The organism is Kineosporiaceae bacterium, assembly GCA_016713225.1.
Taxonomy (GTDB): domain Bacteria; phylum Actinomycetota; class Actinomycetes; order Actinomycetales; family Kineosporiaceae; genus JADJPO01.
Genome location: JADJPO010000002.1, coordinates 372081 through 390717, shown reverse-complemented (window position 1 = coordinate 390717; position 18637 = coordinate 372081). Strand labels below are relative to the sequence as shown.

General features: G+C 69.4%; 12 protein-coding genes. 7 read left to right on the top strand and 5 right to left on the bottom strand.

Annotation, left to right across the window (positions count from 1 at the left end; all coding sequences use genetic code 11):
- The first annotated feature begins 114 nt into the window (after nt 1-114).
- Nucleotides 115-3126, top strand: a complete 3012-nt coding sequence (locus tag IPK24_07890) for a CotH kinase family protein (protein ID MBK8075472.1) — start codon at nt 115-117, stop codon at nt 3124-3126.
- Here IPK24_07890 and IPK24_07885 read toward each other — a convergent pair.
- A complete protein-coding gene (locus IPK24_07885) occupies nt 3087-5564 on the bottom strand; it encodes an EAL domain-containing protein (GenBank protein ID MBK8075471.1) in 2478 nt (825 codons plus the stop codon). The genes IPK24_07890 and IPK24_07885 overlap by 40 nt on opposite strands.
- A 158-nt stretch (nt 5565-5722) precedes the next feature.
- Nucleotides 5723-6922, bottom strand: coding sequence for an amidohydrolase family protein (locus tag IPK24_07880; protein ID MBK8075470.1), 1200 nt, complete (start codon nt 6920-6922; stop codon nt 5723-5725).
- A gap of 375 nt (nt 6923-7297) precedes the next feature.
- Here IPK24_07880 and IPK24_07875 point away from each other — a divergent pair, with 375 nt between their 5' ends.
- The 4 genes from IPK24_07875 (at nt 7298) to IPK24_07860 (ending at nt 13655) form a co-directional block, all read left to right on the top strand.
- Nucleotides 7298-8773: a DUF4389 domain-containing protein gene (locus tag IPK24_07875; GenBank protein MBK8075469.1), complete on the top strand. Its 1476-nt coding sequence runs from the start codon at nt 7298-7300 to the stop codon at nt 8771-8773.
- Nucleotides 8774-8829: 56 nt separating this feature from the next.
- Nucleotides 8830-9873 (top strand): hypothetical protein, encoded by a 1044-nt coding sequence (locus IPK24_07870; GenBank protein ID MBK8075468.1) that lies wholly within the window; start codon nt 8830-8832, stop codon nt 9871-9873.
- Between the two features lie 143 nt (nt 9874-10016).
- A complete protein-coding gene (locus tag IPK24_07865) occupies nt 10017-10937 on the top strand; it encodes a hypothetical protein (GenBank protein MBK8075467.1) in 921 nt (306 codons plus the stop codon).
- 237 nt (nt 10938-11174) lie between these two features.
- Nucleotides 11175-13655 (top strand): glycogen/starch/alpha-glucan phosphorylase, encoded by a 2481-nt coding sequence (locus IPK24_07860; protein MBK8075466.1) that lies wholly within the window; start codon nt 11175-11177, stop codon nt 13653-13655.
- Nucleotides 13656-13803: 148 nt separating this feature from the next.
- Here IPK24_07860 and IPK24_07855 read toward each other — a convergent pair whose 3' ends face one another.
- Nucleotides 13804-14145: a winged helix-turn-helix transcriptional regulator gene (locus IPK24_07855; protein ID MBK8075465.1), complete on the bottom strand. Its 342-nt coding sequence runs from the start codon at nt 14143-14145 to the stop codon at nt 13804-13806.
- 89 nt (nt 14146-14234) lie between these two features.
- Between IPK24_07855 and arsM the strand changes: the two genes are divergently transcribed.
- Together arsM and arsB are read left to right on the top strand one after the other, a co-directional pair.
- A complete protein-coding gene (arsM, locus tag IPK24_07850; GenBank protein MBK8075464.1) occupies nt 14235-15119 on the top strand; it encodes an arsenite methyltransferase in 885 nt (294 codons plus the stop codon).
- 108 nt (nt 15120-15227) lie between these two features.
- On the top strand, nt 15228-16289 hold the full coding sequence (arsB, locus tag IPK24_07845; protein MBK8075463.1) for an ACR3 family arsenite efflux transporter: 1062 nt from the start codon (nt 15228-15230) through the stop codon (nt 16287-16289).
- On the opposite strand, the gene IPK24_07840 is transcribed toward arsB, so the two are convergent.
- Nucleotides 16276-17358, bottom strand: a complete 1083-nt coding sequence (locus IPK24_07840) for an aspartate-semialdehyde dehydrogenase (GenBank protein MBK8075462.1) — start codon at nt 17356-17358, stop codon at nt 16276-16278. The genes arsB and IPK24_07840 overlap by 14 nt on opposite strands.
- Complete coding sequence (locus tag IPK24_07835) at nt 17355-18632, bottom strand: aspartate kinase (GenBank protein ID MBK8075461.1); 1278 nt, start codon at nt 18630-18632, stop codon at nt 17355-17357. Before IPK24_07835 ends, IPK24_07840 begins: the two co-directional genes overlap by 4 nt.
- Between the last annotated feature and the right edge of the window lie 5 nt (nt 18633-18637).

Below are 18637 nucleotides of genomic sequence, written 5' to 3'. Positions count from 1 at the left end.
GCTGGGCCGGCACCCGCGGTGAATTCCGGTGCATCGTTACTCCGCGTGGGTATTCTCTGGCCTATTGCGCGGGGAAGACCTGACATTGGTCACGCTGCGTGGTTACTTTCAGACATGACCAGTCGATCTCCCCGCCGGCAGCCGGCCTCTCGGATCGCCGCGACATCCATCCTCGCCGCCGGTGGGCTCCTGGGGGCGCTCGTCGTCCAGGTCCCCTCCGCCACGGCTGCCACGGTCACCACCGGGATCGCGCCGACGGTGATCATCAACGAGGTCAGCACCACGAACCTGTCGGGCGCCGCCGACGAGGCCGGCAAGCAGGGTGACTGGGTCGAGCTCTACAACACCACCTCCGCGGCCATCAACCTGTCCGGTTGGGGTCTGTCGAACACGGTGAAGTCGCCGTTCAAGTGGGTCTTCCCGGCGAACGCCTCCATCGCGGCCAAGGGGTACCTCCGCGTCTGGGCCGACAAGGCCGACCGGACGGCGTCCCTGACGAACCTGCACGCCAACTTCAACATCGACAACGGCGCGGACGCCGTCGCCCTCACCGCGCCGAACCAGACGGTGCTCGGTCAGCTCGTCGACAGCACGGTCCCACCGTTCACCCGGCCGGACGTCTCCTGGTGCCGCATGCCGAACGGCGACCCCAAGGCCCCCTGGACCACGTGCCTGACGCCGACACCGGGCGCGGCGAACAGCGGCTCCACTGCCGTCGGATTGCTCAGCACCCCGACCTTCTCGGTCGCCAGCGGGGTCTACGCCGGCACGCAGACCGTGACGGTCACCGCCGGCGCCGCCCCCGTCGACGCCGGCGCCCAGCTGCGCTTCACCAGCGACGGCAGCATTCCCTCGGCCACCTCCACGCTGGTCACCGGGCCGCTCACCGTGCCCTCGTCGCGCACGCTGCGGGTGCGGGCCTTCAAGACCGGCGTCCAGGCGAGCTACACCGCCAGCGCCACCTACGTCATCGACTCCTCGGGCAAGTACGCCGGGCAGCGCATCATGTTCCTCAGCATGTCCCCCGCGGACAGGACGGCCTGGACCTCGACCAAGCAGGCGCCGTCCTACGGCTGGCGCACCGGGGTCGAGATGCTCGCCCCGGACGGCGCCCCGGCCTTCGCCGGTGAGGCGGCCACCGAGCGCGCCGGCGCCGGCGGCAGCCTGAACGGACAGAAGACGGTGCCGATGGACATCGCGTTCAAGGACGCGACCGGCACCAAGGAGATCAACTACCCGATCTTCTCGGAGAAGCCCACCCAGACGAAGTTCAAGAAACTCCGGTTGCGCAACTCGGGTGACGATTACCAGGAAGCCCATCTGCGCGACCAGTTCTGGCAGGCGATCGGCACCGAGGCCAAGCTTGCGCCGTCCGCCTCCGAACCGGTACAGGTGTTCGCCAATGGCGCCTACATCGGCATGTACGACCTGCGCGAGAAGGAGGACGAGACGCTCGTCGAGTCCTCGTTCGGGGTCGACAAGGACTCGGTGCAGTACCTGAGCGATGCCAAGGTGCTCGGCGGCGAGGGAACCGTCGCCAGCTACGACGCGATGTACGCCTACATCTCCGGCAACTCGATGGCGACGCCCGCCAACTACGCCCAGGCCAAGACCCTGCTCGACATGGAGTCCTTCGCCCAGGACTTCGCGCTGCACATGTTCTCCCTCAACCGGGACTGGCCGCAGAAGAACCTGCACATGTTCCGCATGCCCTCCTACGACGGCACCTGGCGGTTCCGGCCCCACGACTTCGACATCTCCTCGGACGGCACGAACGCCTGGGGCTCCAACACCACGACGTCGCGCAACATGAACGACAAGTACGGGACGACGTACCGGCCGTCGGTGATGATCCGGGCACTGCTGGCCAACCCCGACTTCAAGCGGCTGTATGCCAATGTCGTTGCCGACCAACTGAACACGGTCGCGGCGCCCGCCGAGTCCCAGCCTCGGCTGGACGCGATGGCAGCCGAGATGGCGCCGTACCTGCCCAACCAGGTGGCCAAGAACGGCGAGCCGACGTCGGTGGCCAAGTGGACCACCGAGGTGGCCCGGTTGCGGACCTTCCTCGCCCAGCGCGAGCAGTACTACGTGACGCACACGCAGTCCTACCTGGGGCTCGGTGCCCGCGCGACGGTGACCGTCGGAGTGGACGACGCCGCCAACGGCACGGTGCAGGTGAACACGGTCAACCTGTCGACCCGGATGACCGGTGCCGGCGCGACCTGGACCGGTAAGTACTGGACTGGTGTCCCGGTGACGATCACCGCAAAGCCCAGGCCGGGCTTCGCCTTTGCCGGCTGGTCGGACGGCGTCCCGGACGCTACCCGAAACGTGAACCCGGGTAGTGGGCTCACCTACACCGCCACGTTCACGGCCCTGGCGAGCGTGCCCGCGCCGGTGCTCGCCGCACCCCCGGCACAGACCGTCGTCACCGGAAAGGCGCTCTCGCTGCAGGCTTCGGGCAGTGACCCGAACGGGTACGCCCTCACCTGGTCGGCCAAGTCGCTGCCCAACGGTCTGGACATCCACCCGGTCACCGCCCTGATCTACGGCAAGCCGACCCGGGCAGGTTCCTTCGCCTCCACGATCACGGCGACCAACGGCGTCACCAAGACCACCGTCGCCCTGACCTGGACCGTGACCAACCAGCTCGATCGTCTCGTCACCCTGCCCACCACGATCACCGGCGACGGGCTCGGCCTCACCGCGGTGTGGTCCAACGACAAGACGATGGCCGGGACGGCGGCCGTCACCCGGGTGCAGGCCCCGGCCGTCACCGTCGGCAGCGGCGCCGGCCCCTTCACCGGGTACGGCACCTCGAACTGGAGCGTCCGGTTCACCGGGCTCATCACCGCCCCGACCACCGGCACCTACTCCCTCCGCGCCACGATCAGAACCGACGACGGAGCCCGGATCATCGTGGACGGCACCACCCTGGCCGATGCCTGGACCAGCGGGGCGACCACGCCGACCGGCACCGTCCAGCTCACCGCCGGTGTCCCGACCCCGATCACCATCGAGTTCTGGGACAAGTCGAGTTCGGCCTCGCTGGCCATGAGCTGGCAGCTGCCGGGTGGCGCGACCTACATCCCCCTCGACAGCGGAGTGCTCGACCCGGCCTGATCGGGCGATGGGGATGGCCTCGGAATCCCCTGCGGCAGAGGAGATCTGCCGTCCGGCAACGGTGCGGGCGGGGCGTCGGCACGAGCGTCCAACCAGTCCGTGAGCTCGCCCGGCGGCAACGCCCGGGCGTAGTGGTAGCCCTGGGCGGCGTCACAGCCGTACCGCACCAGCTCCTCGGCGGCGGCTGCGTGCTCGACGCCCTCGGCCACGATGCTCAACCCGAGCGAGTGGGCGAGTTCGACGGTGGAGCGGACGATCGCCGCAGCGCGGGCGTCATCGGCCATCGGGTAGACGAACGACCGGTCGAGTTTCAGTTCGTCCACCGGCAGCTCGCGCAGATAGGCCAGGGACGAGTAGCCGCTGCCGTAGTCGTCGATGGCGATCCGGACGCCGAGTCGACGCAGTCGAGCCAGCACCTCACGGGCCCGCACCCGGTCGCCGAGCAGCGAGTCCTCGGTGATCTCGAGCTTCAGCAGCGACGGCGGCACCTGGTGGCGGGCCAGGGACTGGGCGACCCGCTGGGGTAGATCGGCATCGACCACCGTCGCGGGCGGCAGGTTGACCGCCACCGTCAGCTGCCGTCCCGCCCGATGCCAGTGAGCGGCCTGAGCCAGCGCCTTGTCGAGAACGGCAGCGGTCAGGGCAGGCATCAGCCCGGCGTCCTCGGCCAACGCGAGGAAGGCGTCGGGAAACAGCAGACCCTGGGTGGGGTGATCCCACCGCACGAGCGCCTCGGCACCGGTCACACACGACGTGGCGAGGTCCACCTTGGGTTGGTAGTGCACGATGATCTGGTCGCCCTCGATGGCTGCGCGCAGGTCCTGCACCCGTTGCAGCCGGTCCTCGCCATCGGGGTCCCGTTGGTCGGGGTCGTAGATGGCATGCCCGGCCCGGGTGTTCTTGGCCCGGTACATCGCGATGTCGGCGCGGCGCATCAGCAACGACAGGCTGGTGCCGTGCCACGGGGCGACCGCGATCCCGATGCTGATCGCCGCCTGAACCCGCACGCCGTCCACCACGAACGGCGCAGCCAGCGCGGCACCGATGCGGGCGGCGACGTGCTCTGCGCCGTCCAGGCCGGTGCCGGGCAGCAGGACCGCGAACTCGTCACCCCCCAGCCGCGCCAACAGGTCCCGCGGCTCGCGACAGGTCTCCACGAGCCGCTGACCGATCGCCGAGAGCAACTCGTCGCCGGCGTGATGGCCCAGGCTGTCGTTGACCTCCTTGAACCGATCCAGATCCAGCAACAGCAACGCCGTTCGGTGCTCGGGCCGCACCGGGCCGTCATCGCGGCCCAGGCCCTCCGCCGCGCGCAGGTGCGCCTCGGCCAGCGCGGTGAAGCCGCGCCGATTGGTCAAGCCGGTCAACTCGTCGGTGTGCGCCTGGCGCCGGGCATCGGCCAGGTCCCACAGCTCGCGGTAGGTGAGCACCGTGCGCACGCCGACGGCTGCCAGCGCCCCCGCAGCCAGCCACGCGGCGGCCGCCGGCGCATGCCAGCCGCCCCACGGCACCAGCAGGGCCAGGCTGGCCAGGGCAGCGGCCATCGGGGTGGCCAGCAACCCCCACCGGAACGCGGCCGAATTCGAACGACCCGGGCGATCGTCGGCGTCGGTGCGCAGCGGCGTCAACGGCCCGGCCACGGCCCCGGCAGCCATCAGCAGCACACCCAGCGGCCAGGTCAGGTCCAGCGCGGTGCCCTCGCGGTAGAGCCCAGCCGAGTCCTGCAGCAGGTACACGCTGTCGCCGAGCGCCATCACGCTCAGGCCGGTCCCGAGCAGAATCCAGGTCCGGTCCAGGCCGCGGCGCAACAGCCAGGCACCGGCCAGCACCGTGGAGATCAACAAGAGGTCGCCCAGCGGGTAGGCCGCGTTCGTCACCGCGACGGCGAACCCTGCCCCCGTCAGGTCCAGCACGGGCGCCAGCAGCAGCGCGGCACCGAGCCCGGCCATCCCGAAGGCCAGGATCAACCCGTCGAGCCAGATGCTGGGATGCCACCGCACCACGCGGGCCTTCAACACCACGACCAGCGTCACGTAGGCCAGGGGATACAGCACCAGCAACCCGGCGTCCGCCCAGGAGGGGTACGGCACGGTGTCCAGGTGAGCCAGCACCAACGAGTAGTAGAGGTTGGCGGCCACGTTCGCGGTCAAGCCTGTGGCGAGGGCGGCCCATCCCAGGCACTGCCCGGCACCGACCGAACGAGCGGCGCGGACCGAGATGGCCACCACGGCCGCCACCCAGACGAGGTTGTACAGGCCCAGATCACGCACCGCCGACGACACCGGCACCAGCTCGAAGACCGCCGCGGCGAACCCCACGAGCCCGAGACCGCCGACCAGGAGGGCCGCCCGTTCGATCAGTGCCCCCGGTGCCCCCGGTGCTCCCGGCTCGTGACGGCGAAGCAGGCCACCGTCGTCGCCACCTGATTGCCCTGGCACCCGTTCGACCCCCTGCGACTGTCGGCCCTCGGGTGTGAGAGCTGTCCTGGCAGGCAGACCGGGACGGCGCCGTGCCGGTCTGCGACCTCGTCGAGTTCATCGTGTGGAAGAGCCTCGAACTCGAGGCCGATCACCCGATCGGCCCACCCGGACGCATCTCAGGCGTCGAGCACCACACCACCCTGGACGACGACCCGCCCGGCCGAGCGCTGCCACAGCACCGCGGGACGCACGAAAGGATCACCGTCCAGGATCAGCAGATCGCCCGCGGCGCCCGGCCGGATCCAGCCCACGTCCTCCACCCCGAGGATTGCCGCGTTGCGCGAGGTGAGGCTGCGCAGCAGTTCGAGGGTGCCCTGCACCTCGTGCTGAACCTGCAACCCGCGCAGTTGCTCCGACTCCAGCACCCCCATCAGGTCGGTGCCGAACCCGACCACCACCCCGGCCGCCATGGCCAGCTCGACGGCGCGCTGCCCGGCGTCCAGCACCTCGTCGTTCTTGCGCCGCGCCACGTCGGCCATGCCCAGCTCGGCGCCGCGCTCGGACATCACGCGGTAGGTCACCAGCGTCGGTACCAGCACGCTGCCGTGCTCGGCCATCAGCGCCGCGGTCTCGGCGTCCAGCAGGTTGCCGTGCTCGATACTGCGCACCCCGTTGGTCACCGCATGCACGATCGACTCGGGCGAATAGGCGTGGGCCGCGACGTAGAGCCCGCGGCGGCTCGCCTCCTCGGTCACCGCGCGGATCTCCTCGGGGCTGTACTGCGGCACCCGGATCGGATCGGACAGCGACACCACGCCGCCCGAGGCCATGATCTTGATGGCGTGCGCACCGGTGCGAATGCGTTCGCGCACAGCGACTCTCAACGCATCGACCCCGTCGACCACCTCGGTGTCGTGCTGGTTGCCGCAACACAGGTCGAGCCGGGCGTCGCGCGGGTCGCCGTGTCCGCCGGTCTGGCTCAGGGCGGCGCCCGTGTAGTAGTACCGCGGCGAGGCGATCACGCCCTCGGCGATCGCCTGGGCCAGCCCGATGTCACCGCCCGCCACGTCGCGCACGGTGGTGAACCCCCGGCGCAGCGCCCGGCCGAGGCGCTGCGACCCGAGCAGGGCCACGTAGCTGAGTCGGCTTCCCGCGAGCTCGAGCATGTCCAGGCTGGTGCCATAGGCATGGAAATGACAGTCGATCAACCCCGGGACGACGACCCGTCCGTGCGCGTCCAGCACGCTCGCGCCCGCGGCCAGGCCTGGGCCGACCTCGACGATGCGCCCGCCCTCGATACGCACGTCCACCTCGACCAGCTCGGGGCCGTGCCCATCGAAGATCAACCCGTTGACGACCGTCAGGGATCCGGACATACGCACGCCGTCCTCTCGATGCCCGGGGACGGCTCGATCGCCGGCCCTGGCTCACACCTTCTCGCAGGCAACCCCATCCGTGCCGCGCGCCACCCGATCCACGGGACAATGTGCACTCGCCGACCGACGATCACGCACCTAGGCTGAACAGTGGATCGACCGGTGCATACCTCGCAGGTCCACCTGTACCGGTCCGGAGGGGACAGCCCCTGACCCAACGCCGAGCGCGGCGAGGAGTCGGAGACCCGCGAGGTGGGGCGAGAACCGTTCGATGAACCGCGGGTGCGCGCAGCGCACGACAGGCCACCGATCGGGTGACCGGCGCCGCTGCGGTGCCCCGCATCGAGGTGAGACATGACCACGCCATCCGCCGCAATGACACCCGAGACCCCGCCTCCACCAACGCATTCCGTCTACCCCGTTCGCATCGACGCCGTCCTGGACGAACCCCTGTCCCGATGGCTGTGGCTGGTGAAGTGGCTGCTCGCCGTCCCGCACTACATCTGCCTGGCGTTCCTGTGGCTGGCCTACGTGGTGCTCAGCGTGGTGGCCTTCTTCGCCATCCTGTTCACCGGCCGCTACCCCCGCGCGATCTTCGACTTCAACGTCGGAGTGCTGCGGTGGTCGTGGCGGGTCTCCTACTACGGCCACAGCGCCTTCGGCACCGACCGCTACCCGCCGTTCAGCCTGCGCGAGGTGTCCGACTATCCCGCCCACCTCGACGTCACCTACCCCGAGCACCTCTCCCGCGGGCTCGTGCTGGTGAAGTGGTGGCTGCTGGCCATCCCGCACTACCTCATCGTCGGCCTGCTCGTCGGTGGCGGCACCTGGACCACCGCGGCGGAAGAGCACGATCGCTGGCGCGGCAGCTGGGGCGGTGGCGGCCTGGTCACCATCCTGGCGCTGGTCGCGGCCGTCGTCCTGCTCGTCACCGGCCGCTACCCCCGCGGCCTCTACGACGTCCTTCTCGGCTTCGATCGCTGGGTGCTGCGCGTGGCCGCCTATGCCGGACTGATGACCGACGACTACCCGCCCTTCCGGCTCGACATGGGCGGGCGCGACCCCGGCACGGCGGCCACCGCCGCGCTCCCCGGGCAGGAGCCTGCTGTGGCCACCACGGCCCCACCGGCAGCCCACCACCGCTGGACGCCGCGACGCACCGTCTCCGTGATCATCGGCAGCATGCTGGTCCTGCTGGCCACCGGCCCGGGCATCGCCGGACTGGCTCTCGGTGGCGCGGACCGGTTCGGCCGCACCGACGGCTATCTCACCTCCCCGGCCCAGACCTTCACCGTCGCCGCACCGGCCCTGACGACCGAGGGCATCGTCCTGGACGCCGATGGCCCGGACTGGGCACTGCCGGGGCGCATCCTCGGCACCACGCGCATCCGGGTCACCCCACTGGACACCACCCGAGCCGTCTTCGTCGGCATCGCGCCCAGTGGTGACGCCGCGCGGTACCTGTCCGGTAGTCGCTACGCCACCGTGCGCTCGCTGTCCAACGGCGAGGTGACCTACGTCGAACACAGCGGCGTCGCCACGCTCCCGGACCCCGCCGCGCAGCCGTTCTGGGTGGCGCGGGCCACCGGCACCGGGCAACAGACGCTCACCTGGCCGGTGCAGAACGGTGACTGGACGGTCGTCGTCCTGAACGCTGACGGCTCGTCCGGCGTCGACATCCGGGCCGACATCGCCGCCACGGCACCCGCCCTGGGGTGGCTCGCGCTGGGACTGCTGGTCGTCGCCGGCCTGATGCTGCTGGTCGGGATCGCCCTGATCGCCGCCGGGGTCCAGGCCGCCGCCCACGACCCCGAGCCGGTGACGAGCGGAGGCCCCCCACCCCTTTCATGATCCCGCTCAGCCGCCGGGGGGCAGCTGCCGACATCTGAGGTGTGCGCACCAGGCTGATGCTCGCACCGACGATCGCAGTGGTCGCGGGCGCCGTCGGCGTGCTGTTCGCCCTGGCCCTGCCTCGCCTGCTGACGGCGGGCCAGGCGCCGGCGGCCGGGGCGGACGCCGCCGATTCCCGCCCCGTGACGGTGTTGTCGTCGTCCTCGGCGGCCCCGAACGCCCAGGCCGGCCCCGCGCCGTCGGGGCCGGCCCTGGACGACGCGGCCCGCCGCGCCCTCTGGCCGCTGCCGGCGAGCTGTCACGGCCCCGGCGCGACCTGGGCGCCGGGGAGTGCTCCCCGGGTGCGATCCGGGATGTCCGCCTATCAGATGCCCGGCGCCGATCTGGTGGTCGACTACCAGGTCGAACCCGAGGGCCTCACCCCCACCGCCACCGGCAGCAAACGCCGAGCGGCACCCACCGATTGCGCCCGACGCCTGTGGCGCGTGATCACCGCGGTGTACCCGGACGATGCGCGCACCCTGATCACCCACCTGGTGATCTTCGATGGGACCGGCGCCCGAGATCCCGACGATCGCGACGTGTCGGCCTTCGTCCAGCCGGTCGGCGAGAACCTCACGAGCTGGGTGCTGGCGGTCGACCCCGGCTTCGACGACGGCGAGGCGCTCGCCGACACCCTGGTGCACGAACTCGGGCACCTGCTCACCCTGAACCCGCAGCAGATCGACCTCACCCACCGGGACAGCCCGACCTGCACCACCGAGCCCACCTCGGAAGGCTGCTCCGTGCCGGGATCGATCTACGACAGCTATGTCCGCCAGGCCTGGGATCCCGCCGTCCTCGACGAGTGGTGGCAGCTCTACGACGCCTCGGACGGCGAGCTGAGCACCGCCGAGGTGACCCGCTTTCACCGCCGGCACGCCGACCACTTCGTCGAGGAGTACGCCGCGTCCGACCCCGAGGAGGACTTCGCCGTCACGTTCGCGGCCTGGTGTCTCGGCCGACCCGCCTCCAGCCCACCGGTGAAGCGCAAGCTGGCCTACCTCGACACCCGGCCCGAATTGACCGGAATGACCCAGCGCTGTCGGTTGATCACCTGACGCTCACCCCCAACCGCCGCGAGGGCGGCCCGACGGTTCCGTACCACGCAGCTGTCGTTCGGCGGGCGTAGGGTGTCCGCCACATGACGCATCAGGGTCATCCGTTCGGTGGCCCTGGAACCTCGGGGAAGGACCGTCCCGCCATGTTCCCCACCGACGACGCGAGCGCGGCCAGGGGGCACAGGTCGCGTGCGGGATTCACCGCATCCCCTGATGTCCTGGCCGATCCGTTCCCCACGGGCACCAACGGCTACCGGCGCGGCGATCCGCCCGAGATCTTGCTGCGCGCGCCGGGCGAGAGCGGTGCGACGCCGTCCGCGCGTCGCCGATCGGGCCAGACCCGGCGCAGCCCGGCGCCGGGTGAACCCCTGCACATCACCGTCAACACCCTCCGCGTCCGGCAGCTGATCTGGGCCGTCATCGCCTTCCTGGTCCTGATGAACCTGATCTCCAGCGCCGGGGCGGGCCTGCGCTTCCTGCCGTACACCCTCACCCGGTTCTTCGACGGCGACGACAAGGTCAACTTCCCCACCACCGGCAAGACGCTCCTCCTGCTGACCAGCACGGTTCTGTTGCTGACCTGCTGGGCAGCCGCGCGCCGACGTCGCGACCCCTCTGCCGCCGGTTGGTTGCTGCTGGGCCTGTGCACCGCCTTCGCCTTCGGCGACGAGAGCATCTATCTGCACCAGACCCTGGCCGAGGTGCTCAACAAGAAGTTCCACTTCACCGGGCCGCTGACGTTCGCCTGGACCATCGTGTACTGGCCGATGGCCGCCATGGCCTCCATCGTCCTGGTGCGCTACCTGCGCACCATGCACCCGCGGGTCCGACGCCTCCTGCTGCCCGGCGGTGTCCTGTACGTCACCGGCGCGATCCTGATCGAGCCCGTCAAGTCCGAACTCGCCGACCGATTCGGCGAGGGCACCATCCAGATGGAGATGGCTGCGGCCCTCTCGGACAGCATGCAGCTGATCGGTCTGGCCCTCCTGGTCGGCTCACTGCTCACGGCCCTGAGCCTGCTCACGCCGGAGATTCGGTTGTCGCTGAGGACCCGACGAGGCTGAACCACGCGAACCACTAGGACCTGGGTCCTGCTCTCCCCCAACGATTTCGCACTCTCGGCTGCACCGCACCGACGTGTTCTGCGACCTACGTCCCACTCGGGTGAACCACTCGACAGGTCGAGGGGTTCAGCTGTCGGTTTATTCACCCCCAACATGTCGACATGCCGTGTTTTGTCACGGTAGGCATGACAGTCCAGCCCAGTGGCCACCCACGGCCGGCGAAGAGGGGACTCCCTGATGGACGCTGCACCCAACCGACCGCGGCTACGCACACCGGGCACCACGATCGAGGACCTCGAGCAAGATCTGCTCAACAACCTCTACTACCGCCGGGGCACCACGATCGAGTCGGCCAGCCTGCACGACGCCTATCACACCCTCGCATTGACCATCCGTGACCGTCTGGTCGACCGACAGGCCCGCACCGCCGCCGCGCACTACCAGGCCAACCCCCGCTTCGTGTACTACCTCTCCGCCGAGTACATGCTGGGCCGCCAGCTCGGGCAGAACCTGCTCTACACCGGCACCGAGGACATGGCCCGATCGGTGCTCACGTCCCTGGGCCTGTCGCTCGAGACCCTCGAGGCGTTCGACGTCGAACCGGGGCTCGGCAACGGCGGCCTGGGACGGCTCGCGGCCTGTCTGCTGGACTCCCTGGCCACCCTCGACATCCCCGCGGTCGGGTACGGCATCCGGTACGAGTTCGGCATCTTCAAGCAGGAGTTCGTCGACGGCGAGCAGGCCGAGGCCAGCGACGACTGGACGTTCTACGGCAACCCGTGGGAGTTCCCGGCCCCCGACGACCGCCAGGTGGTCGGCTTCTACGGTCACACCGAGGACGCCGGCGACCCGACGGGTCTGCGACGACGCTGGGTGCCGAGCGAGACGGTCCGCGGCGAACCGAGTCACATGCTGGTTCCCGGCTACGGCACCGAAACCGTCAACATCATCCGGTTGTGGCAGGCCCGGGCGAGCCGGCAGTCCTTCGATCTGCGCCGGTTCTCGGCGGGTCAGTACGCCGAGGCGGTCCAGGACGTCGTCCGGTCGGAGAACATCAGCAAGGTGCTCTACCCGGACGACAGCACCGAGCTCGGTCGCGAGCTGCGCCTGAAGCAGCAGTACTTCCTGGTGAGCTGCTCGCTGCGCGACATCATCCGCCGGTTCAAGTTCCGCAACAGCGAGTGGGAGGACTTCCCGAGCAAGGTCGTCGTCCAGCTGAACGACACCCACCCGGTGCTGGCCATCGTCGAGCTGATGCGCCTGCTGGTCGACGAGCACCAGCTGCCGTGGGACCAGGCCTGGTCGATCACCCGGCAGACGTTCAACTACACCTGTCACACCCTGTTGCCCGAGGCGCTCGAGACCTGGCCGGTCTGGCTGCTGCACCGATTGCTGCCGCGGCACCTCGAGATCATCTACTCGATCAACTACTTCTTCCTGCAGGGGGTGGCGCTGCGCTTCCCCGGGGACATGACCAAGCTCAGTCGGCTCTCGCTGGTGCAGGAGGGGCCCGAGCCGCGGATCCGGATGGCGAACCTCGCCGTGATGGGCAGTTCGGCCACCAACGGCGTGGCCGAACTGCACTCGCAGTTGTTGGCGGACACCACGTTGCGCGACTTCGCCCAGATGTGGCCGGCGCGGTTCCACAACGTGACCAATGGGGTGACACCGCGGCGCTTCCTCCGGCTGGCCAACCCGCGGCTGTCGTCCCTGATCAGCTCTCGCCTGGACGGCGACGGCTGGCTGCGTGATCTCGATCGGCTCCGCGAGCTGGAGCAGTCCGCCGACGACTCGGTGATGCGCGATCACTGGCGTCAGGTCAAGCACGACAACAAGACCGACCTGGCCACCTACACCGCCCAGGTGACCGGCGTCGTGATCGACCCGGCGGCCCTGTGCGATGTGATGATCAAGCGGTTCCACGAGTACAAGCGCCAGCTGCTCAAGCTGCTGCACGTGGTCACGCTGTATCAGCGCATCATGGACGACCCGCAGGCCGACATCGTGCCGCGCACCATCCTGTTCGGCGGCAAGGCCGCGCCCGCCTATCACGCCGCCAAGCGGATCATGAAGCTGATCAACTCGGTGGCCGGTGTGGTCAACACCGACCCGGTGGTCGCCGACCGGCTCAAGGTCGTCTTCCTGCCCGACTACAACGTGACCCGGGCCGAGCTGATCGTGCCCGCGGCGGACCTGTCCGAGCAGATCTCGATGGCCGGCAAGGAGGCCTCGGGCACCGGCAACATGAAGCTGGCGCTCAATGGCGCCCTGACCATCGGCACCCTCGACGGGGCCAACATCGAGATCCGCGACCAGGTCGGCGGCGACAACTTCTTCCTGTTCGGTCTGGACGCCGTGGAGGCGGCCGCGTTACGCGCCGGCGACTACCAGCCGCGGGCCTACTACGAGTCGGACGACGAGCTGCGCGCCGCCATCGACGCCATCGCGGGCGGTGCGTTCTCCGGCGGGGACGGCACGGTGTTCTCCTCGGTGGTCGAGAGCGTGCTCGGCTGGGACGAGTACCTCGTGCTGGCCGACTACCGCGGCTACATCGACGCCCAGGACGCGGTGGCCACCGCCTGGCGCGACCAGGACTGGTGGACCCGAGCCTCGATCCTGAACACCGCCCGCTGTGGCTTCTTCTCCTCCGACCGCACCATCCGCGACTACTGCTCCGAGATCTGGAAGGTCGACCCCGTCACCGTCCCCCACGAGTAGCCCCCCCCCCCACCACCCCACCACCCCACCACCAAACCCGCTCATGCTCCGTGGGTGACCGCTCATGCTCCGCCGAGACGCGCTGTATCGGGACAAAACGCCCGGCATGGCAGTCACCCGCGGAGCATGAGCCGGTTTGGTGCTGGAGTCAGGCGAGGAGCGCGCCGAGGGCCTGGAGGGCCGCAGGTCGGACCCGGTAGTAGACCCACGTCCCGCGGCGCTCGCCGTCGATCAGGCCGGCCTCGCGCAGCACCTTCAGGTGATGACTGATCGTGGGGGCGGACACATCGAAGGCACCCGTGAGGTCACAGACGCACGCCTCGGGCACCGACGCGATCATCGACATCAGGCGAAGCCGCACGGGGTCACCCAGCGCCTTGAACATCGGGGCAATCCGGACGGCGTCCGCCACCTCGAGCGCTCGCACGGCCAGCGGTGGGCAACACGGCAGCTCGACCTCGACGACTGCAGCAGCAGGATCCCCGGTCATGACGATAGATTGACATTCATCGAATCAGAGGGCAAGCTGGCAGTTGATTAGACGTTCGTCTAATCAATCATTCGGATCGAGGAGTCCCCATGAGCATCGACGACATCCGTACCGCAGTCCGCGACCGCTACGCCCAGGCAGCCCTCGCCGTCACCACCGACACGGGCGCGAGCTGCTGCGGTCCGACCTGCTGCGGTGGCGACGCATCATCTGAGACCAGCTCCGCCGCAACGGATCTTCGTGATCCGATCACCCGAGACATCTACCAGGGCGACTTCGCGGACGACGCCGCGCAGACCTCCGCCACCGCCTTCGCCGCCTCCCTCGGCTGCGGAAACCCGCTGGCCCTGGCCGAGTTGTCCCCTGGCGAGACGGTGCTCGATCTGGGGTCGGGTGGCGGGCTCGACGTCCTGCTCTCGGCCCGCCGGGTGGGGCCGACCGGCCGCGCATACGGCCTGGACATGACACCCGAGATGCTCGCCCTCGCACGCAGCAACCAAGCCGAGTCGGGCGTGACCAACGCCGAATTCCTGCAGGGCACCATCGAGGACATCCCGTTGCGCGACAACCTGGTCGACGTGGTGATCTCGAACTGCGTGATCAACCTGTCCGGCGACAAGGACGCCGTCCTGCGCGAGGCGTTTCGGGTCACCAAGCCCGGCGGCCGGTTCGCCGTTGCCGACATCGTGCTGCTTCGCGACCTGCCCGAGGCGGCCTCCTCGATCATGGCGCTGTGGACCGGATGCGTCTCGGGTGCGCTGCGTGACACCGACTATCTCGCTCGTCTCGAGGCCGCCGGATTCACCGAGGCCTCCGTCGAGGTGACCCGCAGCTATGGCCGCGACGAACTGTTGGAGCTCGCGGGATCGCTTCCGGACCAATCCATTCCGGAAGACACCCAGATCGATGCCCTGATCGAGGCCATGGACGGCGCCGTGGCCAGCGCCTTCATCCGTGCCCACAAGCCCGCCTGATCTCACCCGACATCAGCACCATCAGCGCACGGCAGCCCATCACCCTTCGACCCTCACAGAGGACCCACCGTGTCCGACCCACTCAGCCCGAGCACTCCGGGCACCAGCCTGTCGCCGTCGAATCCCCCGGGAGCGGGCCGGCTCTCACGACTCGACCGGTTGCTGCCACTGTGGATCGGCGCGGCCATGGCCGCAGGGTTGTTGCTCGGCCGGTGGGTCCCCGGGCTCGACGAGGCGCTGAACGCCGTCCAGATCGGTGGCATCTCACTGCCGATCGCCCTCGGCCTGCTGGTGATGATGTACCCGGTCCTGGCCAAGGTGCGCTACGACGCCCTCGGCGAGGTCACCGGCGATCGGCGCCTGATGGTGCCCTCGTTGGTGCTCAACTGGATCGTCGGCCCGGCGTTGATGTTCGCCCTGGCGTGGCTGTTCCTGGCCGATTCACCGCAATACCGCACGGGTCTGATCATCGTCGGGCTGGCTCGCTGCATCGCCATGGTGATCATCTGGAACGACCTGGCGTGCGGTGACCGCGAGGCAGCGGCGGTCCTGGTGGCCCTCAACTCGGTGTTCCAGGTCGTGGCATTCGGGCTGTTGGGCTGGTTCTACCTCACCCTCGTGCCACGCTGGCTCGATCTGCCGGGGGCCGAGCTCGACATCTCGGCCTGGGACATCGCGCGAAACGTGGTCGTGTTCCTCGGGATCCCGTTGGTCGCCGGCTACCTCACCCGCCGGATCGGCGAGCACTCCCGCGGCCGGCAGTGGTACGAACACACCTTCCTGCCGAAGATCTCACCGGTTGCTCTCTACGGCCTGTTGTTCACCGTGGTGATCCTGTTCGCCTTGCAGGGCGACCAGATCACCCACCGCCCCTGGGACGTCGTCCGGATCGCCCTGCCGTTGCTGGCCTACTTCACGATCATGTGGGCCGGCTCCTACCTGCTCGGCCGCGCTCTCGGACTGACCTACGAGCGGACGACGACCCTGGCGTTCACCGCTGCCGGCAACAACTTCGAACTCGCCATCGCCGTGGCCATCGGCACGTTCGGTGTCACGTCGGGGCAGGCACTGGCCGGCGTCGTCGGCCCGTTGATCGAGGTGCCGGTGCTGGTGGCCCTGGTCTACGTCAGCCTGGCCCTGCGCCCCCGGCTGTTCGTCAGCGGGGGGTGAACTCCTCGGCGACCAGCTCGGCGATCTGAGCGGTGTTCAACGCGGCACCCTTGCGCAGGTTGTCGCCACACACGAACAGGTCCAACGCGTTCGGGAAGTCCAGCGCCTGGCGGATCCGGCCGACGAACGTCGGGTCGGAACCCACCACATCGGACGGCGTCGGGAACTCCCCGGCCTCGAGGTCGTCGAGCACGACCACACTCGGCGCGTCGTGCAACGCCTTCAGGGCCTCCGACACGCTCACCGGGTTCTGGAACACGGCGTGCACCGCGAGCGAGTGGGTGGTCACCACCGGCACCCGCACACAGGTGGCCGACACCTTCAGGTTCGGGATGCCCAGGATCTTGCGGGACTCGTTGCGGACCTTGAGCTCTTCACTGGTCCACCCGTCGTCCTTGGCCGAACCGGCCCAGGGAATCACGTTCAGCGCCAGCGGCGCCGGGAACGGCGAGGTCTCGAAGCCCAGCTTGCCCTCGATCGCGCGCCGGACGTCGCCCGTGCCCTGCCCCAGCGACCGGTCACCGGCCACGATCTCGAGCTCGTCGTAGAGCCGGTCGACGCCCGGCTGTCCCGCCCCGGAGGCCGCCTGGTACGAGGCCACCACCAGCTCGGTCAGGCCCCACTGCCGGTGCAGGGCTCCCATGGCGTCCATCATCGTCAGCGTGGTGCAGTTGGGGTTGGCGATGATCCCCTTGGGCCGGTTGCGTACCTGGGCCGGGTTCACCTCGGGGACGACGAGCGGCACCTCGGGGTCCATCCGGAAGGCGCCGGAGTTGTCCACCACGACGGCCCCGCGGGCCACGGCGATCGGCCCCCACTCCGCCGAGATCTCGTCCGGCACATCGAACATCGCGACGTCCACGCCGTCGAAGACCTCGGGCGCCAGGGCCTGCACCTCGAGCTCGCGACCACGGCAGATGAGCTTCTTGCCCGCCGAGCGCGCCGAGGCGACCAGACGGATCTCACCCCACACGTCCTCACGGGTGGACAGGATGCGCAACATCACCGAACCGACGGCGCCGGTGGCACCGACGACGGCCAGAGTGGGCTTGCTCTTCGACGAGCTCATCGTCCAGTCCCTCCATAGACCACGGCCTCGACCTGCTCGGCGTCCAGGCCGAAGGCGGTGTGCACGGCACGCACAGCCGTGTCGACGTCCTCGGCGCGGGTGACGACCGAGATCCGGATCTCGGACGTACTGATCATCTCGATGTTGACGCCGGTCTCGGCGAGGGCGGCGAAGAACTTGGCGGACACACCCGGATGACTGCGCATCCCGGCCCCGATCAGCGACACCTTGCCGATCTGGTCGTCGTACTGCAGCGAGGCGAACCCGATGTCGCTCTGGTGGGTGTTCAGCGCCGTGAGCGCCTTCTGCCCGTCCGACTTGGGCAGGGTGAACGAGACGTCGGTCAGGCCGGTCGCCGCCGCCGAGACGTTCTGCACGATCATGTCGAGGTTGACATCGGACGCCGCCACCGCCTCGAAGATCGCGGCGGCCTTGCCGGGCTTGTCCGGCACCCCCACAACCGTGATCTTGGCCTCGCTACGGTCGTGCGCGACACCCGAGATGATCGCGTCTTCCATGGCATCTCCTTCGCCCTGGGCGGGTTCCTGAGTCACCCAGGTGCCTTGACGGTGGCTGAACGAGGACCGGACGTGGACCTTGACCCCGAACCGACGCGCGTACTCGACGCACCGCAGGTGCAGCACCTTGGCGCCCGAGGCGGCCATCTCGAGCATCTCCTCGTAGGAGATGTTCGAGATCCGCCGCGCCGTGGGCACGATGCGGGGGTCGGCGGTGAACACGCCGTCCACGTCGGTGTAGATCTCGCAGGCATCGGCACCGAGCGCGGCGGCCAGAGCCACAGCAGTGGTGTCCGAGGCGCCGCGGCCCAGGGTAGTGACGTCCTTGGTGGTCTGGCTGACGCCCTGGAAGCCGGCGATGATCGCCACGTCGCCCTGGGCGAGTGCCGAGGAGATCCGGCTGGGCGTGATGTCGATGATGCGGGCGTCACCATGGTGGGCGGTGGTGATCACCCCGGCCTGGCTGCCGGTGAACGAGAGCGCCTGGACGCCGCGATCCATGATTGCCATCGCGAGCAGTGCCGCGGACATCCGCTCGCCCGCCGTGAGCAGCATGTCGAGCTCACGGGGCGGCGGGGCGGGAGTGACCCCGCGCGCCAGGTCGAGCAGATCGTCGGTGGTGTCCCCCATCGCCGAGACGATCACGACGACGTCGTGACCGGCCTTCTTGGTCTCGACCACACGTTGTGCGACCCGCTTGATGCCTTCGGCGTCCGCGACGGAGGATCCCCCGTACTTCTGCACGACCAGGCTCACCGATG